This window comes from Dyella sp. GSA-30 (genome assembly GCF_027924605.1).
In the GTDB taxonomy this organism is placed as follows: domain Bacteria; phylum Pseudomonadota; class Gammaproteobacteria; order Xanthomonadales; family Rhodanobacteraceae; genus GSA-30.
In genome coordinates this window covers 1,685,183-1,704,832 of record NZ_AP027042.1, presented here as the reverse complement: position 1 = coordinate 1,704,832, position 19,650 = coordinate 1,685,183, and the positions used below count along the sequence as shown (strand labels likewise).

18 protein-coding genes are annotated in these 19,650 nt (G+C 61.5%); 9 read left to right on the top strand and 9 right to left on the bottom strand.

Annotated elements, in window-relative coordinates:
- Positions 1-175 precede the first annotated feature (175 nt).
- Positions 176-1,522, top strand: coding sequence for a sensor histidine kinase (locus tag QMG46_RS07520; RefSeq protein WP_281851872.1), 1,347 nt, complete (start codon positions 176-178; stop codon positions 1,520-1,522).
- A 9-nt stretch (positions 1,523-1,531) separates the two neighbouring features.
- Here QMG46_RS07520 and QMG46_RS07515 read toward each other — a convergent pair whose 3' ends face one another.
- From QMG46_RS07515 to QMG46_RS07500, 4 genes are all read right to left on the bottom strand, one after another.
- On the bottom strand, positions 1,532-2,305 hold the full coding sequence (locus tag QMG46_RS07515; protein WP_281851871.1) for a response regulator transcription factor: 774 nt from the start codon (positions 2,303-2,305) through the stop codon (positions 1,532-1,534).
- 135 nt (positions 2,306-2,440) lie between these two features.
- Positions 2,441-3,454 carry a response regulator gene (locus tag QMG46_RS07510; protein WP_281851870.1) on the bottom strand — a complete coding sequence of 338 codons (1,014 nt, stop codon included), beginning with the start codon at positions 3,452-3,454 and terminating at the stop codon, positions 2,441-2,443.
- Positions 3,451-4,845 carry a transporter substrate-binding domain-containing protein gene (locus QMG46_RS07505; RefSeq protein ID WP_281851869.1) on the bottom strand — a complete coding sequence of 465 codons (1,395 nt, stop codon included), beginning with the start codon at positions 4,843-4,845 and terminating at the stop codon, positions 3,451-3,453. Before QMG46_RS07505 ends, QMG46_RS07510 begins: the two co-directional genes overlap by 4 nt.
- On the bottom strand, positions 4,842-5,519 hold the full coding sequence (locus QMG46_RS07500; RefSeq protein WP_281851868.1) for a response regulator: 678 nt from the start codon (positions 5,517-5,519) through the stop codon (positions 4,842-4,844). Before QMG46_RS07500 ends, QMG46_RS07505 begins: the two co-directional genes overlap by 4 nt.
- Positions 5,520-6,055: 536 nt before the next feature.
- On the opposite strand from QMG46_RS07500, the gene QMG46_RS07495 reads away from it, so the two are divergent.
- Positions 6,056-8,176 carry an ATP-binding protein gene (locus QMG46_RS07495; protein WP_281851867.1) on the top strand — a complete coding sequence of 707 codons (2,121 nt, stop codon included), beginning with the start codon at positions 6,056-6,058 and terminating at the stop codon, positions 8,174-8,176.
- Between the two features lie 115 nt (positions 8,177-8,291).
- Positions 8,292-9,083, top strand: coding sequence for an META and DUF4377 domain-containing protein (locus QMG46_RS07490; RefSeq protein WP_281851866.1), 792 nt, complete (start codon positions 8,292-8,294; stop codon positions 9,081-9,083).
- Positions 9,084-9,104: 21 nt separating this feature from the next.
- Here QMG46_RS07490 and QMG46_RS07485 read toward each other — a convergent pair whose 3' ends face one another.
- Positions 9,105-9,479: a YciI family protein gene (locus QMG46_RS07485; RefSeq protein WP_281851865.1), complete on the bottom strand. Its 375-nt coding sequence runs from the start codon at positions 9,477-9,479 to the stop codon at positions 9,105-9,107.
- A gap of 108 nt (positions 9,480-9,587) precedes the next feature.
- On the bottom strand, positions 9,588-10,193 hold the full coding sequence (locus QMG46_RS07480; protein WP_281851864.1) for a hypothetical protein: 606 nt from the start codon (positions 10,191-10,193) through the stop codon (positions 9,588-9,590).
- On the opposite strand from QMG46_RS07480, the gene QMG46_RS07475 reads away from it, so the two are divergent.
- Positions 10,192-10,875, top strand: coding sequence for a Rossmann-fold NAD(P)-binding domain-containing protein (locus QMG46_RS07475; protein WP_281851863.1), 684 nt, complete (start codon positions 10,192-10,194; stop codon positions 10,873-10,875). The two genes, QMG46_RS07480 and QMG46_RS07475, sit on opposite strands and share 2 nt — an antisense overlap.
- A 198-nt stretch (positions 10,876-11,073) precedes the next feature.
- Here the strand turns inward: QMG46_RS07475 and QMG46_RS07470 are convergent, their stop codons facing one another.
- Positions 11,074-11,451: a VOC family protein gene (locus QMG46_RS07470; RefSeq protein ID WP_281851862.1), complete on the bottom strand. Its 378-nt coding sequence runs from the start codon at positions 11,449-11,451 to the stop codon at positions 11,074-11,076.
- 100 nt (positions 11,452-11,551) lie between these two features.
- Positions 11,552-12,175 carry a DNA-3-methyladenine glycosylase gene (locus QMG46_RS07465; RefSeq protein ID WP_281851861.1) on the bottom strand — a complete coding sequence of 208 codons (624 nt, stop codon included), beginning with the start codon at positions 12,173-12,175 and terminating at the stop codon, positions 11,552-11,554.
- A gap of 118 nt (positions 12,176-12,293) precedes the next feature.
- On the opposite strand from QMG46_RS07465, the gene QMG46_RS07460 reads away from it, so the two are divergent.
- The 4 genes from QMG46_RS07460 to QMG46_RS07445 all read left to right on the top strand — a co-directional run bounded on the left by QMG46_RS07460 (position 12,294) and on the right by QMG46_RS07445 (position 17,962).
- Positions 12,294-13,979, top strand: a complete 1,686-nt coding sequence (locus tag QMG46_RS07460; RefSeq protein ID WP_281851860.1) for a PQQ-dependent sugar dehydrogenase — start codon at positions 12,294-12,296, stop codon at positions 13,977-13,979.
- 160 nt (positions 13,980-14,139) lie between these two features.
- Complete coding sequence (locus tag QMG46_RS07455) at positions 14,140-15,441, top strand: thioredoxin family protein (protein ID WP_281851859.1); 1,302 nt, start codon at positions 14,140-14,142, stop codon at positions 15,439-15,441.
- A gap of 51 nt (positions 15,442-15,492) precedes the next feature.
- The gene (locus QMG46_RS07450; protein ID WP_281851858.1) at positions 15,493-16,743 is read left to right on the top strand and encodes a dicarboxylate/amino acid:cation symporter; all 1,251 of its coding nucleotides are present in this window, start codon (positions 15,493-15,495) and stop codon (positions 16,741-16,743) included.
- A 31-nt stretch (positions 16,744-16,774) separates the two neighbouring features.
- Positions 16,775-17,962, top strand: coding sequence for a threonine synthase (locus tag QMG46_RS07445; RefSeq protein WP_281851857.1), 1,188 nt, complete (start codon positions 16,775-16,777; stop codon positions 17,960-17,962).
- 184 nt (positions 17,963-18,146) lie between these two features.
- On the opposite strand, the gene QMG46_RS07440 is transcribed toward QMG46_RS07445, so the two are convergent.
- Complete coding sequence (locus QMG46_RS07440) at positions 18,147-19,022, bottom strand: LysR substrate-binding domain-containing protein (RefSeq protein WP_281851856.1); 876 nt, start codon at positions 19,020-19,022, stop codon at positions 18,147-18,149.
- A 110-nt stretch (positions 19,023-19,132) separates the two neighbouring features.
- Here QMG46_RS07440 and QMG46_RS07435 point away from each other — a divergent pair, with 110 nt between their 5' ends.
- Positions 19,133-19,645, top strand: coding sequence for a lipocalin-like domain-containing protein (locus tag QMG46_RS07435; protein WP_281851855.1), 513 nt, complete (start codon positions 19,133-19,135; stop codon positions 19,643-19,645).
- Positions 19,646-19,650 lie beyond the last annotated feature (5 nt).

Sequence of the window (19,650 nt, the reverse complement as noted above, 5' to 3'; positions counted from 1 at the left end):
GGGACCTTTCGGTCCGGCGAAATTGCATGAATGGCGTGAGGCAGTCACGCACGCTTTCCAACGAAAAGCCGCCAATCTCACGCAAGCTCACCGAATCTCACGCAAGCCAACGCTTGCTCTCGTTGCAGAGGGGTGAGACAAATACTTTTGTTGTGTGCCCTACCTGGAACAGATCGTGATACGTCGCCTTGGGACGTCCATTTATCGTTGGCTCGACGGCGCTCCGATCGCCGACCCACTGGATCGGCGAAACGCGCCTGTGATGCAACTGCTGCTGTTGTTCATCGGCATTCTTTTGCCGTTGAATTGGGCTTATCACCTGCTGGTAGTACGCATCAGCCATTGGCAAGGCAGAGATGCGCTGTTCGCTGCGGATATGGCCACGTCGGCCGTCGCACTGGGCGGTGTCTGGCTGATCCGACGGGGGCGCTTTGGCCTGGCCATTCGTTTGCTGCTTGCTGCGCTTCTGCTGACAGCCGCCATGACCGCGACGGTGATCGGTTTTGCCATGCTGATGTACGACCAGAGCAACGTCGTGCTCAGCCTGATCATCGGTGGCCTGATCATGGGACGTCGCACGCTATGGGCGATTTTCGCCACCCAGCTGGCGATCTTCGCGGTCGGCATGACGGTCGATGCCATCCACTTGGCAACGATGGGCAAACCGGCGCTCGGTGCCTTCGGGAATGGGCCTTCGATCGTGCTGACCTATCTGGTGATCACCGTGGTGATCGATCGCTGTGTCAGTGCATTGCGCGAAAGCCTGCAAGAGTCCAACGCCCGCGGCCAGCAACTGCAAAGGGAGATGGCCGAACGCGAGCGCACTCAGGCGAAGCTGCTGCACGCGCAAAAAATGGAAGCAGTCGGACGTGTCGCCAGCGGCGTAGCCCACGATTTCCAAAACATTATCGGCGTGATTCTCGGCTTTTCCACCCGCCGCGAACGCCTTGCAGATACGGGAGCGCCGGCCCTCCTGGATGCACTGGAAGGGGTTGAGTTGGCGGCTCGACGCGCATCAGCCATCAGCCGCAAGCTGCTTTCCTTCAGCCGCAACGACGTTCCCACGCCGGAAACCTTCGACGCCGCGCTGACCTTGCACGAGCTCAGCCCGATGCTACGCCAGCTATTCGGGCACAGCGTTCGCCTGCGCATCGAGGACGCGGCCGCACGTGTGCTCCGCGTGCGTATGGACCGTGGCCAGTTCGAGCTGATGGTGCTCAATATCGCCGCCAATGCGCGCGACGCCATGCGCGATGGTGGCGTGTTCACGATCACGATGGATAGCGATGCCAACGAGCGTTTCGCGGTGATCCAGCTGATCGACAACGGCGGCGGCATGGACGAAGACGTGCGCGCGCGCATATTCGAACCCTTCTACACCACCAAGGCGCCCGGCGAAGGCACTGGCCTCGGACTGAGCGTGGTGCGCGATCTGGTCGAGGAGGCCAATGGAGAGATCGAAGCCAATAGCACGCCCGGACAGGGCACTACCTTCGTGCTCCGTTTGCCGTTGGTTGGATAAGCCACACAGTCAGGACGCCAGTTCGACGTCCAATGCACCCTTGGCAAACACGTAGCCCGAACCTCGCGCAGTAAGCAATGGCAACGTTTCGCCCGACTGTTCGCCGGCCTTGCGGCGCAGGCGGTAAACCAGCATCTCCAGTCGATGCGGGTCGAACTCGTAGACGTCTTGCGACAGCGCGGCGATCAGTGCGCTGCGCGAAACGGGCGTGCCCTGCCTGGCAATCAGCTGCTGCATGATGCAGCGCTCGGGTACGGACAGCGCAATCACCGCACCGCGCGGCGAAAGCAGACACCAGCCATCGGTTTCCAGATGCCACCCGCGTGATGGTACCGGGACACGCTCAGGTGACTTCGGCGCGCCTTGCCATGTGGCGGCGCTCTGCATGCGGCGCACCAGGCTGTGCAGGCTGGCAGCCAGCACTTCCATGTCGATTGGCTTGGACAGAAACATATCGGCGCCATCGGTCATCGCCTGGATGCGATCGGCACGTGCCTGGCTCGCACTCAGCATGACGATGCCAATGTTGGACATACTCCGCAGATGGCGCGCCACCGTCAGACCGTCCTCGTCGGGCACGCCTATGTCGAGCACCGCGATATCAAAACGCTGCGCCAGCATGTTGCGGTAGAGCTCGGTGGCCGTGGCGCTACCGGTAACCCGAAAGCCATGATCTGCCAGACCCGGCAGCAAGATCCGCTCGCGCAGCAGCGGATCGTCTTCGAGCACGATGACGCGCAAAGCCTGGGAAGGCAACGCGCTCGACTGTCCCTGATAACTCATGCTTCTTCACCACAGCGGCCTGCAACGGCCGACTCCCTGAATATAGCAAGGCAGCCGGCCTGATTCGCAAGCTTTCACGAATGAATCGCAAAACCATGAAGCAGGACAAGAAATTTTTTCTGCAGGCCTGATTAATCAGACAGATACATCGCCGGCCGCCAACCAGCGTGATACCTCTTCCTGCAGCGACGTCAGTGCGACCGCCGCTTCGCTCAAGGGTGCGGCGGATCGGGCGATCATTTCGACGGACTCGGCGTAGCCGGCCATCGCCTTGGCATCGACCATCAAGGCCGCCCCTTTGAGCCGGTGTGCGAAATGCACGACGTGCTCGCGATCACCCTCGGCGAACGCCGAATCGAGCGCCGCCTCGTCTTCTTCGATCGATTGACGGTAGAGCGCATGCAGGTCGACCTGCTGCAGCGAATCGGCCACCGCCGAGCCCGCAACCACCTGTGACGCCCCGCCGGAAGCGGTCGGTGCGCTGGCCAGCCACAGCCTCAGCATGCTGCGCAGTTCGTCCAGACGAAGCGGTTTTTTCAGAACGCCGTCCATACCGCTGGCCATGCATTTTTCCAGGTGGCCCGAATCTGTCGCCGCCGACACGGCGATCACCGGCACACGAGGCAAGCCCAGTTGCGCTTCGCGCTGGCGAATCCGTCGGGTTGCTTCATAACCGTCCATCTCCGGCATGTGGCAATCCATCAGCACCAGCTCGATGGACGGATTCTCGATCGCAACCAGAGCCGCACGCCCATCGGCGACCAGTTCGGCCCGGATTCCCAGGCTACGCATCTGTTCGGCGAGAATGAAGCGATTCTGCGGATGGTCTTCAACCACCAGAACGACGCCCTCGCCCACGGAAAACTCATGCGAAACGTCGGCAGCGTCTTGAGGATGCTCGGGCCCGGCTGGACGAGCGACCAGGCTCACCGGCAGGGTGAAACTCACGCTCGTCCCTACGCCTTCTTCGCTCTGCAGCGCCATCGAGCCGCCCATCAGCTCCACCAGCTCGCGGCAGATGGTCAACCCAAGGCCGGTGCCGCCATATTTGCGTGTCGTCGTGGTATCGGCCTGCGAATAGGCGTCGAACAGGCCCTTTTGCTGCGCCGGTGCGATACCGATGCCCGTATCGGTGACACGCCCGCTCAAGACACCTCGCCCCGGTTGGCCGCGGTCGATCCGAAGACGACATCGATGCTGCCGTGATGAGTGAATTTCACGGCATTGCTGAGCAGATTCATCAGCACTTGGCGCACCCGGGTGGGATCGACCATCACATAGCCGGCTTCGGGATGATCGATCGTCACGCGAATCGGCAACGATTTATCGTTCGCCTTGATCTGCGCGACGTCCACGGCCTTGTGAACCAGCTGGCCGATGTCGGTAGGCAACAGCTCCAGCTTGAGGCGATGAGCGTCGAGCTTGGACAGGTCGAGCACATCGTCGAGCAGGTCGAGCAGCGACTCGGCGGCCGTGGAGGCGGTATGAGCGAGTTTGCGGTCGTGCTCGTCGCGCAACGAATTCTGCAGCATCTCGATCGACGCCAGAATCGCATTCATCGGCGTGCGGATTTCATGGCTCATGACGGCCAGGAAGCGCGACTTGGCCAGCTCGCTGGCCTGCGCCTGTCGTCGTGCCACATGGGCTCGCCAGGCAAACCAGGCCAACAGCACGATACCGATCGCCAACAGGGTCAATTCCGTCTTGCGATAGCTGATCAGCGAACCCAGGCTCGGCGCGCCGTAATCTGCCGCCTCGGCCCAGCGCTGATAGATGAGATCGGTATCGTTCGCGGAAAGGGCTCCCAACGATTTGGATACGATCGAAAACAGCAGCGGCTCGTCCTTGCGCACGCCCATCGCGGTGATCAACGGCATGTCGTTCAGCACGCCCGATACACCCAGACGGCCGACATAGCGCCGACGCAGCAGGGGCAGATAAACCGCTTCGCTGCCGACCGACGCATAGGCGTCGCCGCTCAGGACCATTTCCAGCCCGTCGCCAGCCTGCGAGGTGTATACCGGCCGGAAACCAGGAAACCGGGATGCGAACTCCCGCTCGCTGGAACCACCGCCACGGATGGCAACGACTTTGCCGTCAAGCTCATCGGGGTTGAGTATCACCGGCTGATTCGAGCGCGTGACGATAATCATCGGCGACGAAAAATACGGCTGGGTGAAAAGCAGCTGGTCGCGCACCTGCGCATCCACGCGCAAGGGGATGGCGTTGGGGAACAGATCGACCTTGCCGGCCAGGAAGGCCTGCTGCGCCTGGCTCCAGTTATCGGTCGGCACGAGTTCGAAGCGCAGCCCGGACTGACGCGCCACGGCCGCCAGGTAGTCGGCGACCAGGCCTTTGTATTTTCCGTTTTCGATGTATTCGAGCGGGGCCAGCCGGTTATCGGTGGCGATGCGAACCACCGGATGATCCTTGATCCATTGCTGCTCCTCGGCCGTGAATGCCGGCTTGGCATACAGGCACATGGGAAACAGCGCCGCACTCGCCAACCAGAACAGCGCCGCGATGCGCCGCGGGCTCATTTTCCTTCCAACAGATGCTGGATTTTGAAAAGCTCGCTATCGGTGCGAATGCCTAGCTTGCGAAAGGCCGCGCTCTTTTGTGCACTGATCGTGGTGATGCTGCGTGAGAACTTTGCAGCGATCTGACTCACTGACATGCCATCGAGATAGCAGCGCAACACCTCGCGCTCACGCGGCGATAGCTTGACGTCCTGGGTCAACGCCCGCTCGTCGGTCAAAACCGAGGGGCTCTCATCTTTGCCGCCCGCGATTTCGAGCGCCATTTCCGGACTGAGATAAGTTTTTCCCAGCGCTACGGCACGAATGGCCGACACCAGCTCCTTATGCCCCTGCGCCTTGCCGACAAAGCCTTTTGCGCCGGCCTTCATGGCCAGCGCTACCGTCGCGGCATTGTAGTGCGCCGAAACCACCAGGATCTTTTCGTTGGGAAAGCGAACCCTGAGCGCACGAATGAGATTCAGGCCGTCGACCTCCGCCGGGCCGAGCGAATAGTCGACGACCAAGACATCGGCACGCTCTTTTTGCAGTGCTGCAAACAGATCGTGGCTGGTCGTAAAGCTCCCGGCGACTTCGAAATACGTTTCCTGCGAAAGCAGAAGCTCCAGCCCTCTGCGGACGACTTCGTGGTCATCCAGCAACATCAACCGTAGGGGCGCAATGAGCGAACTGGACATGGAACCTTCCCTCTATGACCTGCGCAATGGGTTACGCACGTACCTCGCGTACCGAGCCTCTAACCACATACCCTCAGCCGACTCCTGCGCCAGTCCCCTCTCGTCCTGGGCAGGCCATCCGCCGGCCATCCCCTCGGTCGACAGGTGCGCTCCATCGATGGCCGGGAAGCTTACCTCTTGCCGCATTAACAGGCGATACACCGTCTTTGTGCCGCCAGCCTCTTTGCAACGTCCATCCTAACGGCTTGATGCTCCGCCGACATAATTTTCGTACACCTTCTAAATACTTCTGAGCAGAACGTCTCGATACTAGGCCCAGATACAAGCCCCACGCATCGACAACGGCCGACTCCGCCAGATGGCCCTCAGGCCATGTCGCGGCAGCGCGCGTGCCTACGGACGTACGGCCGCGGCCTGGGGCCAATGCATTACTAGATCCTGCAAGGAAAGCTGCTCACGCAAGCCTGCGTCGCATGAGGTCGCCCGTCGACAGATCTCGTCGCGCATTGCGCCTGCCTCAAACGCCGGAATTTGCCATGATCCGCCTCCTCGCCAACCTGCTCGTTGTTATCGGCCTGCTCGTGTCGTCGCGAGCCGTGGCCGCCGAGCCGTCCTTGTTTACCGAGCGCGAACTCCAGTGGATAAGCGACCATCCGGTGGTCGAGTTCGCCGGCTATCCCGATTGGCAACCTTTCGAAAGCGTTCATCGCGGCAAGGTTTCCGGACTGTCCCTGGAATACCTCGGCGCCATTTCCAAGATCAGCGGCCTGACATTTCGACCCGTGCTCGAATCGGATATCAAGCAGGCGCGCACCGCGCTCGCCAAAGGCACGCTCGACCTGCTTCCGGTGGTCACCGCGCAAAATGACGGCCTCGACGCCGGCGACAGCAGGGGCCAGCTCAGCTCACCGTATTTTGTCGGTACCGCGGTCATTATCACGCGCGATTCGATGCCCAATATCTATGACCTGGAGCGTCTGAAGGGACACCGCGTCGCGGTACGCGAGCATGGCATCATGCATCGCCTGCTGAAGGAGCGTTACCCCGGCATCGTGTTGCTTCCGATGTCCTCGCCGGAGCAGGAGCTGCAAGCTGTCTCAACGGGTATAGCGGACGCGGCGATCGACGTCGACGCCTTGCTGATGCCGCTATGGCGGCGCGGCTACGACAGCAACCTGCATGTGTCCGGGACTGTCAACGATGCGCTGCTCAACGTACGCATGCGGGTGCGCGACGACGAGCCCGAGCTGCGCTCCATTATCGACAAGTCATTGGCGACACTGACCGCCAAACAGACCGACGACATGATGGAGCGCTGGATGATCGACTCCGACTACGGCGCCCCCTCGTGGACGGTACTGCTGCGTTTCCACTCGACCGCCTTTATCGGCATCAGCGCTGCGCTCGCCCTCCTTGTCGTGCTGTATATCTTTGCCCGGCGCGACCACCGCCGCGCGATACGCAGCGAGCGCGAGAAAGCCATGTTCCTTGCCACGATGAGCCACGAGATCCGCCTGCCCACGAGCGCCCTGCTGTCGGCCGTGGAACTGCTGCGCTCTACCCGCCTGGATGCCCAGCAGTCGAAAATCGTCGACGCCGCCACGACCTCGGCCGATGCGCTGTTGCGCCTGATCGACAATGTGCTGGATATCTCGAAACTCGAAGTCAACGGCCTGAAGCTGGAGCGGCTACCGGTCAACCTGAAGAAGATCGCCGATGACGTCGTCAATGTGGTGCTGCACAAGGCCAACGAGAAAGGGGTTCCCGTACATGTCGACATGAACCTGCAGGCCGGCCATACGGTCGTGACCGACCCGACGCGCCTGCAACAGGTACTGATCAACCTGCTCTCCAATGCGATCAAGTTCACTACTCAAGGCAGCGTCACACTGCAGATGCGGCTGCAACCGAGTGAAGGTACGGAGCTACCGGCCCAATTGACGGTGTCCGTCAAGGACACGGGCATCGGTATTGCTGCCAGCCGTCGCAATCAACTCTTCCAGGCCTATGTACAGGCTGATAGCTCGATTCAGCGTCGCTACGGCGGCACCGGCCTCGGCCTCAATATCTGTCACCAACTGATCGAACTGATGGGCGGCACCATAGCGATCAAGAGCGAGCTGGGCGAAGGCACGACCGTGAGCTTCACGATCCCGGTCGTCATTGCCGACGCCGACGAGATGCATGCCGAGGCGGCACCCGCGTATCCCCAGGCCAAACTGACGGTGCAGCCGATCGAAAGAGCGAACCGCCCGTCGATTCTTCTGGTGGAGGATCATCCCGCCAATCGGTTTGTGATCGAGCAACAACTGCGCAGCTTGCAATGCCGTGTCTTCACCGCCGAAACCGGCCGTGCCGCACTGGAGATGCTCCAGCAGCACTCGTTCGACCTGGTCATGCTCGATTGCGGTCTCCCGGACATGGAAGGCTATGAAGTCACGCGGCAGGTTCGCGCACGCGAAGCCAAGCTGCACCGCCATACACCGATTGTCGCCATGTCCGCCAGCAGCAATGCGGTGCACAAGATGGCCTGTATCGAATGCGGCATGGATGGCGTGCTGACCAAACCCTTGCAGTTGGCCGTACTGAAAGCCGAGATTGCGTTGTGGTGTGGGTTCGACCCGCCATCGGCCGGCGAGCGTGAAGGTATCGTGTAGCCGCCTTTGACCGTTGACGATGGCAGACACGGTGATTACGCTCGGCGTGCCCTGTCAACGAAGGATCGCAAGGGCTTCACGTGCATCGATTTGCGTCCTTCCATCGGAGCCCGCCGTGAAATACCCACTCCTTTTCCTGCCACTGGCCTTGGCCGCCTGCGCGGCAACACCGGCGCATGACCGTGGCGCCATGACACCGGATGGCTCGCAACTGCCTCGTTATCATTGGGCCCTGCAACAGGCTCAGGATAAAAGCGGTACGCACATCGACAGCTTGTTCGCGCGCGCCGATGCACCGCTGCAACTCGACTTTTCCGCCGGCCGCCTCAGCGTAGCGAACGGCTGCAACCGCCTCGGCGGTTCGTACAGCATCAAAGAAGATCGACTATCGGTCGGTCCGTTGATGCAGACCATGATGGCCTGCCCGGATTCCAGGCTTGCCGCGCAGGACGCCGCCATCGGCGCCCGCCTGCACGATCCGCTGCGCTTTTCGATCGCCGACGCGGACGCCTCGCCCCGCCTTCAATTGGTCACCGCATTGGGCGATACCCTGGTTTTTCAGGGTCAACCCACGGCGCAGACACGCTACGGCAGCGAAGGCGAGACGGTGTTTCTGGAGGTCGCGGCAGACACCCGGCCCTGCTCTCACCCATTAATCCCGAACATGCAGTGCTTGCAGGTTCGCGAGCGGCACTACAACGCTAACGGCGTGTCCGATGGCCAACCCGGCGCATGGCAGCCGCTGTATCAGAACATCGAGGGCTACACGCACGAAGCCGGCATTCGCAACGTGCTGCGGGTCAAGCGCTACCCGCTGCACGATGTGCCGGCCGATGCGCCATCGACGGCCTATGTACTCGATATGGTGGTCGAATCAGAGGCGGTCGGAGCAAAGACCGGCCACTGAGCGGCATCGACCGTCGGCGCCTCAGGCGCCGACACGATCCCGAACCTTGCCCATGTCGCGCACCGGCCGGATCTCGATGCAGCCGGTACGTATCCAGGGAAACTCCGACGCGATCTTCACAGCCTCATCGAGACTGCCCGCCTCGATCAGATTGAACCCGGCCAGGTATTCCTTGGTCTCGGCAAACGGACCATCCAGCACGGCGACCTTGTCGCCACGGATGCGCAGGGATTTGGACTGCACCGGTGCTTCCAACTGCTGCGAATCGAGCAGATAACCGTCCGCACGCAGCTCGTCGGCATGCTGCAGGCAACCGCGCATCATGCTGTCGAACTCCCCCTCGGGCAGGGCATCGAGCAGATTGTCGTCGCTGTAAATCATCATCAGAAACTTCATTTCGCACCCTCTGATAATCGCTTTGGCGTCGCCGTCGGCGATGTTGGATCGATTAATGGAGGTTAACTTGTAAACGCTAACACTAGCTTGTCAAGTAAACGAATGGCATTATCCGGACGCCAACCGCTGCGCGGTGCAGCGAAGGCTCATCGACATGGGGTTAACCATGGCCACGGCAAAGAAAGCTACTGCAAAGAGAGCCGCCAAAAAGGCGACGCGTAAATCCACGGCAAAAAAAGCCGCGAAGAAGGCAGTCAGGAAAACCGTGAGAAAGGCAGCCGCAAAGAAAACCGTGCGTAAAACTGCACGTAAAGCGGCTAAAAAAACCGTAAGAAAGACTGCACGTAAAGCGACGCGCAAGACCGCAGCAAAGCGTCCGGCGGCTAAAAAAGCTGCCAAAAAGGCCACGAAACGGGCCACCAAGAAAGCGACAAAGAAAGCAACCAAACGGTCCACTGCCAAGAAGACCACTGCCAAAAAGCGGACCGCCAAGCGCGCCGTGAAAAAGGCAACCCGCAAGACAGCTCGTCGGCGCTGATCCTGAGCGCACAGCGAGACGATGGAGCAAGGTGCATGGATGCCGTCCGGTAAGCCGGCGGCATCCATGTCCACCTGAAGAGCCAAGGGATGGCCGTTATCTTCGTTATCGCGAACCGATCGCGAGAGGGGTTCGTCGCCCCCTGTCATCCGCCCGCTCCCGGTTACTCTTGCCATGAAAGTCATCTTGTTCGGCGCCACCGGTATGGTCGGCCAGGGCGTATTGCGCGAATGTCTACAGGCCTCCGACGTAGACGAAATCCTCACCATTGGGCGCACGCCGCTGGATACCAGCCATCGCAAACTGCGCAACATCGTTCTTCCCGACCTGTTCGATTACCGTGATATCCAGGCCCATCTCACCGGTTACGACGCCTGCTTTTTCTGTCTGGGCGTTTCGGCCGCGGGCCTGGACGAGATGGCGTATACCCACCTCACCTACGACCTGACTCTAGCCGCGGCCCAGACCCTGGCCGCGCGCAATCCCGGCATGACCTTTATCTATGTCTCAGGCGCCGGCACAGACAGCACCGAACGAGGCCGCAGCATGTGGGCGCGGGTGAAAGGGCGAACCGAGAATGCACTGCAACGCCTGCCCTTCAAAGCGGTTTATCTGTTCCGTCCGGGGATCATCCAGCCGATGCATGGCGCGCGTTCGAAGACTGGCATGTATCAGGCGTTCTATACCGTCATGCGCCCGTTCTTTCCACTGATGCGCGCGATTGCTCCGCGCATGCTCACGACCGAGCGGGTCGGGCGGGCGATGCTTGCCGCGGCGCGAGGTGGTGCGCCGCAAGCGGTATTGGAAGCGAACGATATCTACTTGTTGGCGGAGTCGGGAGCAGGTAACGGGAAGTGAGTGTCGAGTGACGCGCTTCTTGTCGTTTCCGCGAGCACCCGCCCCCTCACCCCAACCCTCTCCCCCGGGAGAGCCAGGGGAGAGGGAGCTAAAAGCGCGCAAGATTCAAGCTCGCCTCAGTGCGCCCCCTCTCCCCTGGCTCTGCCGGGGGAGAGGGTTGGGGTGAGGGGGCGCAAGAAGCGACGCGAAGCGAGCCTGCTAGAAATTATTCAAATGCAGAATGTTCCCATCCGGGTCCTTGAACCAGACCAATCTTGCATCGCCAGCGACATGGATATTGCCCTGCATCCGGGAGTCGCCAATGCCCGGATAATGCTCGAACACCACGCCCTTGGCCTCGAGATCGGCCACGATACGCTCGATATCCTCACCGCATCCCCACACCACCGCGTTGGCACGATTGCTGCCGGCTTCCTGCGAACGGTAGACGGTCAATCGGGTGTCGCCGGTCTTGAAATTGAGTACCGCCTCGGAGCTTTTCAAAAGCTCGAGTCCAAGCACGTCCGCATAGAAACTCCGCGCCCGCTCGATGTCTCGCACGGCCACGATGGCATAGGCATTTCTGTCGCCCAACATGTCGCACCTCCGTTAAAGCGCTCAACGATCAGGAACGTCGTGTAGCGCATGGCAGGCTGTGCGAATGTGAAGGAATGAGTACGCCGCTACGTCAGACGAGTTATTCCGCCGACTTCACGGGGCCACGAGACACAAACCGGTTGTCCGGCACGATCCAGCGCCAGGGCAAAGCCACGGAGCGACTGATGCCGACGCGCGGCAACCCGCGCAATGCCTTGGGCGGTGGCGTACCGTCGTCGAGAAACTGTATTCGCGAATTCGCTGCGACAACGTCCATGCCCGTGTCGACGCCGGTCATACCCAGCGCCTGCGCCAGGCGCCCCGGACCGCGACACAGATCACGATCGACAATCCGCGAACCGCGTGCCGTGCGCATGGCTTCCAGTCCGGCGATAGGTTCCAGCGCACGCAGCAGTACTGCCGACCCCACTCCTTCGGGCGCACAAACGACGTTGCCGCACCAATGCACGCCGTAGGAAAAGTAGACGTACAGATGGCCGGGCTCGCCGAACATCACCGCATTGCGTGCTGTCTTGCCGCGAAACGTATGCGCCGCCTCGTCACGCGCGCCTTCATAGGCTTCGACCTCGACGATCCGTCCGGCCCGACCATCGGCTGTTGCGACGATCTTGTTGAGCAGCAGCGGCGCAACGATGGACGCATCCGCCGAGAAAAAAGACCGCGGCAATACGGTACCGAAGGGCGACAGCGCACGGTTCTTCATCTTGAACAGCTATCTCACTGCAGCCGTTGACGCCCGATCGTATCAAAATATTCATTTGAACCCCGCCCTGTCACGGGCTACTTTCGCCTGTTACGACCTCCCCATGGAACCGACTGCCATGAAAGCGACGTTGTACCCGATCCGGTCATGGTCTTCGCACCTGACGTTGGCTGCCGCGCTCGCCATTGGCTCGATGGTTCCAGCCTGCACACTGGCGCAGGAGAGCGCAGCAACCTTCCAAAACGCTCCGCCTGCGGCAGCCGCTGCCAAAAACCCCTATGCCGGGCAATCGGAGGCCATCGCGACAGGCAAAACGCTCTATGCGACCGATTGCGCCAGCTGCCATGGCGCAGCGGCGCAAGGCAATGGCAACGTACCGGCGCTGGCCACTGCAAGCGTGAAACGAGCCAGTGCAGGAGCGCTGTTCTGGTTCATCACCCATGGCAGCGTGAACAACGGCATGCCCGCCTGGGGCGGCTTGCCCGAAGCGCAGCGCTGGCAATTGGTGAGCTACCTGCAGTCGCTCGATACAGGAACCGCGCAAGCATCGACCAAGGCTGCCGCCAGCGATGCGATGGTGGCCGGAAACTGGCCCGCACCCAAGGCACCGTTCACCGATTTTCGCTACGAATCCCCCGGCACCACGCGCAAGATTACCGTCGCCGATCTGCCGACCCCGTTCGCTACGCCATCGGCCGGCAATGCACCGCAAGTCGTCGCGCGCCCTGCCGATGCATGGCCCAAGGCACCGGCAGGCTTCAAGGTCGAACTGTTCGTCACTGGCTTGCATAACCCGCGCCTGCTGCGCACCGCGCCCAATGGCGACGTCTTCGTTGCCGAAACGCATGCCGGTCAGTTGTCCGTCTTTCGCGGCACAACTCCGGATGGGCATCCCAAGGAAACCCAGGTTTTCGTGAAGGGACTGAACGCGCCGTTCGGCATTGCGTTCTATCCCACCGGCCCGAATCCGCAATGGATCTACATTGGCGACACCGACGAAGTGATCCGCATCCCTTACCGCAATGGCGATCTGCAGGCACGCGGCAAACCCGAGCATATTGCCGACCTGCCGCATAGCGACCGCGGCCACTCCACCCGCGATGTGCGTTTCTCGCCGGACGGTAGCCGCATGTACGTCTCGGTCGGCTCGGCGTCGAATGTCGACGACCCGGACACCACGCCGGGCGAGAAAAATCGCGCCGATATCCTGGTCTTCAAACCCGACGGATCGGACATGCACGTTTTCGCTTCGGGCATTCGCAACGCGGTAGGGCTTGCCGTCGATCCGAAGAACGGCGAGCTATGGTGCTCGACCAACGAGCGCGATGGCCTGGGCGACAATCTGGTTCCCGATTACATCACGCATGTCCAGGAAGGCGGCTTCTACGGCTGGCCGTGGTGGTACATGGGCGCACATCAGGATCCACGGCATGCCGGCAAGCATCCCGAACTGGGCAGCAAGGCCATCATCCCCGACGTATTGCTCAATCCGCATAACGCATCCCTCGAACTGACGTTCTACGACGGCTCGCAATTTCCTGCCGAATATCGCGGCGACATCTTTGCGGCCGAACACGGTTCATGGAACCGTTCGGCCCGCGTGGGTTACGAAGTGATCCGTGTGCCACGCCATGGCGGCACGCGCGCCAGCGGCGAATATCAGGACTTCCTTACCGGTTTCGTACTGCCCAACGGCCAGGCATGGGGCCGGCCCGTCGGTGTCACGGTGGCGACGGATGGTGCGCTGCTGGTCAGCGACGACGGCGGCAACGTGATCTGGCGCGTGAGCCACGTGAAAGAGTAGGAGCCCTCAGAACCATTGGTTGTATCGACATGGCGATATGTCATGGCGATGGACATCTGGACGGCTAAACCTGCGTGCTAGGTTTATTCGATACCGCCGGGCGATCGACGACGACGTCACGATCGCCAGGCCACGTCGACAGATTGCCCCCGGATCCTCCATGAAGAAGCTTCTCGCCAGCGCCCTGTTCCTCTTGCTGACTCCGGCCTACGCCGCCGATACCGCCGCACCGGCCACCATCGCCGATGCACTGAAACAGGCCGCGCAACAGCATCGCCCGGTGCTGGTCGATTTCCATGCGGTGTGGTGCTACTCCTGCTACTACATGGCCAGCCACGTCCTGAACGGGTCCGACTGGCAGGCAGTGGAGCGCAAGGCCATCGTGATCGAGGCCGATGCCGATTCGCCCGATGGCCGCCAATGGATGGACAAGCTCAAGATCACCGCGCTGCCGAGCTATGTCGTGCTGGACGAGCACGGCAACGAGCAGGGCCGCATCCTGGCCGAGCAACCGCGGCAGAAGTTCTATCCCCGGGTCAACGCCATCCTGTCCGGCAGCGATGCCTTGGAGCCGCTCAAGGACAAGGCCGCACACGGCTCGACCGACGCTCTCATTGCGGCGCTCGACGTGTTTAAGGCGCGCAACGACAGCGCCACCGGGCTTACCTGGTATGCCCAGCTGCCAGCGAATGTGCGCACGGCCGCCAGCGGGAACGCTCGTGCCGTTACGTCGCTGGAGCAGCTGCACCTCGCTCAGGCCAAGGCCGGGAAAGACAACGCCGCGATCCTGGCCAGTGCGCAGAAGGTACTGGCCGGTGACCCGGGTTGCAGCCGCCCTTACGTGTTGCTCGATCTGCTACACGCAAGCGAAAAACTGCCCGACGCGCAGCGCCGTAGCGTGCTCGCCACACAGCGCAAAGCCACGGATGCTTATCTCGATACGCAGATCTTTACGGCAACCCCCAACTGCGCCGACCAGCGCAGCGCCGTGATCGCCAGCGCCGATCTGGATGCCGCCACCGGTGATGCCAACGCCGAGAACGCCCTGCTCGATCGCGCCATCGACACGACCCGCCATGCCTTGGGCGACAATCTCACCAGCGATCGCAATCTCGCCGACAACCTGCGCGTCTACCTGCTTCGCGCCAAGCGCTCCGACGAACTGGATGCCTATCAGCGCAAGCTGATCGCCGCCTACCCCGACGACTATGTCTACGCCTACCGCTATGGCCGCAGCCTGCTGGAATCGAACCGGCCCGAAGCCGCCCTGCCCTGGCTGGCCCAGGCGGCGGACAAGGCCTATGGCGTAAACCGCCTCACGGTTACCGGCTACCAGGTGCAAGCGCTGAAGACCCTGCACCGCCAGAACGACGCGGAACAATTGGTCACGGCGGTGCTGAAGGAAAACGGTCCCTGGTTCCCCGAGCAGGTCGCCGAACTCAAGGCCGAACTGAAGTCCTGAAGTGCGGGGGCGCTTCACGCGGCCGAGCGATCGAACTGGTACATATAGCCGATGCCGGCCAAACAGCGTTGGTTCACAGCCCTGCTTATCGCAGCCACGGTGCTTGGCATTGCGCTGGGCTGGCTGTGCAACCACGCGCTGACGCCGCAACAGAATATCGACGTCGCCGCCGACCTTTCCATCGTTACCGATGCGTTCCTGCGCCTGATCAAGATGATCATCGCGCCACTGGTGTTCGCATCGCTGGTACCGGCCATTGCACGCATGGGCGGCGTCGGCGAGATCGGCCGCATCGGCATCAAGGCGCTCGCGTGGTTTCTCGGTGCGTCCTGCCTGTCGCTGACCATCGGGCTATTGATGGGCCACTGGCTGCAGCCGGGCGCGTCGCTGCATCTGCCTCTTGCATCGCCAGGCTCGCTGGCTGACCAGGCCGGCTTTACGTTTGCGGATTTCATGACACATCTGATCCCGCGCTCCATTGTCGAGGCGATGGCCGGCAACGAGATTCTGCAGATCGTGGTGTTCTCGATCTTTGTCGGCAGTGCTGCCGCCGCACTCAAAGACAAGGTGCTGCCGTTCGTGGAGGCTGTCGAACAACTGGCCGCCATCATGTTCAAGGTTACCGACTACGTGATGAAAGCCGCACCCCTCGCCATCTTCGCCGCACTGGCAGCCGCCGTCTGCGTTCATGGCATTGGCATGGTAGGAACGTATGCACGCTTTGTCGGCGGGTTTTATGTGTCGCTGGCCATACTGTGGGCGCTATTGATCGCCGCCCTGGTTTTGATCGTCGGGCCGCGCAGCCTGCGCTTGCTTGGCAGCGTTCGCCAACCTGTACTGCTTGCGTTCGCAACCTCGTCGTCGGAAGCGGCTTATCCACGTTTGCTGGAAAAGCTGGTCGCTTTCGGCATCCCTCAGCGTATCGCCAGTTTCGTGTTGCCGCTGGGCTACTCGTTCAACCTGGACGGGGCGATGATGTATTGCAGCTTCGCGATCCTGTTTATCGCGCAGGCGTACGGTATCGACTTGTCGTTGGGGCAACAGCTCACCTTGTTTGGCCTGCTTATCGTGACCACCAAAGGCGTCGCGGGCGTGCCACGTGCCGCCATCGCGGTGATCGCCATCACCCTGCACTACTTCAAACTTCCGGATAGCGGCGTGGCGCTGGTGTTGGCGGTCGATCATGTGCTCGATATGGGACGCTCGGCGACCAACATCCTTGGCAACGCGGTGACCGCCGCCGTGGTCGCGCGCTGGGAAAAGCAGATTCAAGCCTTACCCGATATCGATATCGCGTCCTGATGTCCCCACACCTTCGCACTGACGAGTTCCCATGCCTGCCATCGCCTATCTCGAATGCTCCCGTTGTCATGCACGGCTTTCGGCCGATACGCCGCAAACGCTGTGCACACAGTGTCCCGACGCACCTGCTGGTGCGCTGTACGTGCGCTACGACCTATCGCATTTGCACGGCAGCTCGCCCCAGGATGTCGTCGGCGAACAGGCCGGCACGCCATGGAGCGGCATGTGGCGCTATCGCGCTGTGCTACCCGACGCGGCACCGATCAGCCTGGGCGAAGGCTGGACACCGATGTTGCGCAGCAAGCGCCATACCGGGCTGTGGCTCAAGGAAGAAGGCGCCAACCCCACCGGTTCGTTCAAGGCACGTGGTCTTTCCCTGGCGGTGACCATGGCGCGTCACTATGGGCTGCGCAAACTGGCCGTGCCATCCGCAGGCAACGCTGCGGGTGCACTCGCCGCTTACGCGGCCGCCGCGGATATCGAAGCGCACATTTTCATGCCGCAGGACGTGCCGCTTGCGAACTACGTCGAAGCCACGGCCTATGGTGCGCACGTCACCCTGGTCGATGGAGTCATCTCCGATTGCGCGCGCATCGTAGGCGAACGCAAACAAAGCGAAGGCTGGTTCGATATTTCCACCTTGAAAGAACCCTTCCGCGTGGAAGGCAAGAAGACCATGGGTTACGAACTGGTCGAGCAGTTGGGTTGGGAGTACCCCGATGCCGTGTTCTATCCCACCGGTGGCGGCGTGGGTCTTATCGGCATGTGGAAGGCGTTCGACGAACTGGAGCAACTGGGTTGGGTCAAACCGGGCAAGCGACCGCGCATGTTCGCTATTCAGTCCAGTGGATGCGCACCGGTGGTGCAGGCATTCGACCAGGGCGCCGCTGCCAGCCAGATGTGGCAAAACCCCGAGACCGCCGCGTCCGGCCTGCGCGTGCCCAAGGCGTATGGCGACTACATCATCCTGGACATCCTCAAGGCATCCGGCGGTATGGCCGTTGCGGTGTCGGACGAGGACATCTTTGCGTCCTTGCGCGACTGGGCCGCCCATGAAGGGATCTTTCTATCGCCCGAAGGGGCCGCGGCCACCGCCGCGTATACACAGTTGTTGAATACCGGCGTGCTCAAGGCGTCGGATCGGGTGGTGCTGTTCAATACGGGCGCCGGGTTGAAATATGTGGATGTGACGGCGGCGGCGTTGGGGCTTCGAGTCTAGGAAAAACCTTCCTACCCGTCATCCCGGCGCAGGCCGGGACCCAGTGACATTGGTTTTCAGTTTTCGCGATAGAGCCCACTTTTGCAGGCCCTCGCGACAACCGATCACAACGTCACTGGGTCCCGGCCTGCGCCGGGATGACAGATTAGGAAAGGAGTTTTAGAAAACTCAGGATGACTTTTTTCTACACGCCCAAATGCTCGCTCGCATGATCGATCACCATCCGCTTGAGTTGCGCAAGCGCCGGCGTCATTTCACCCTGCCCCGTATGCAGACAAAGCTCGACACTGGGCAATGGCGGCAAGCCATGCTTTTCATCCAGGCGCATCAGTGACGGCGGTAAGCCGGCCGTCGTCCGCAAGGTAATCCCGAGACCCGCCGCCACGCCTGCCCAAAGGCTCTGCAGACTCGACGTGGTGTACGCCAGTCGCCAGGAAATGGACGCCTTGTCCAGCGCCTCCGTGCCCGCACGACGAAAGAAACACGGCGATTCGTACAGCGCCAGATCGATGGGAACATTCGGCCGCAAGACCAGCTCCGATTCGACGGGCCCGATCCATGCCATCGGCAAGGTCGCCATAGGTTCGGCATCGGATCGGCTCGCATAACCCATGACCAAGACAAGGTCGAGCTCGCCCTTGTCCAGACGCTCGAGCAGCAGGCCATTGCGCTCCACCGAGACATCCACCCGAACGGCAGGATGCGCCTTCTTGAACTGCCCCAGCGTCGCCGGCAACCAACTCTCGGCGAAATCGCCAGGCAGGCCGAAACGCACCACGCCTTCCACCGACGCGCCTCGAACGGCGCGGACCGCTTCATCATTGAGATCGAGCATGCGGCGTGCATAGGAATGCACCAGCTCACCGGTTTCCGTGAGCACCACATGCCGCCCACGCTTGCGAAACAACGGCTCACCCAACTGGTTTTCCAGCTTCCTCATCTGCTGGCTCACCGCGGACTGCGAACGACCCACACGCTCCGCGGCGCGATGCAGGCTGCCCAGTTGCAGGATCGCGACCAGGGTCCGCAGGGCATCCATATCGAGATTGGGCAGGCTCATCGCTTTAGATTTTCTAATCGATTAGTTTTAAATTATCGGATTTTCTTATCTATAGGCAGAGCCTACCATCGAAATCCCTGACCGGCCCACTCATCAAAGGAAAACACGCCATGAAAGCTCGCACGGCACGTAACGTCCTCGCCCTGCTGGTATCGGCCTGCTCACTGTGGACGTCATCGGCGCTTGCCGATCAGGCAGCACCCCCGCTGTCACTGGCCGGAACCTGGACCCTGGTTGCCGCCGACGTGCAGCACCCGGACGGCTCCGTCGCACGCGACTTCGGTGCCAAGCCAAGCGGCTTGCTGCTGATCGACAGCAAGGGCCGCTATTCCTTGCAGATCTTCAAAGCCGAGCGCCCGCAGTTCGCCGAGGGTGACAAAGCGAAAGGAACCGATGGCGAATACAAGGCCGTCGTCATGGGTTCGAGCACGCACTTCGGCACAATCAGCGTGGACTCGACCAGCGGCACGCTGGTCTTTCACATCCAGGGCGCGTCATTCCCCAATTGGGAAGGCCAACAGCAGAGCCGGCACTACGAATTCAAGGACAATGTCCTGAGTTACCGCGTGACACCGCGACCGAACGGCGACATACCGATATCGGTCTGGAAGCGCATCGACTGATGAAG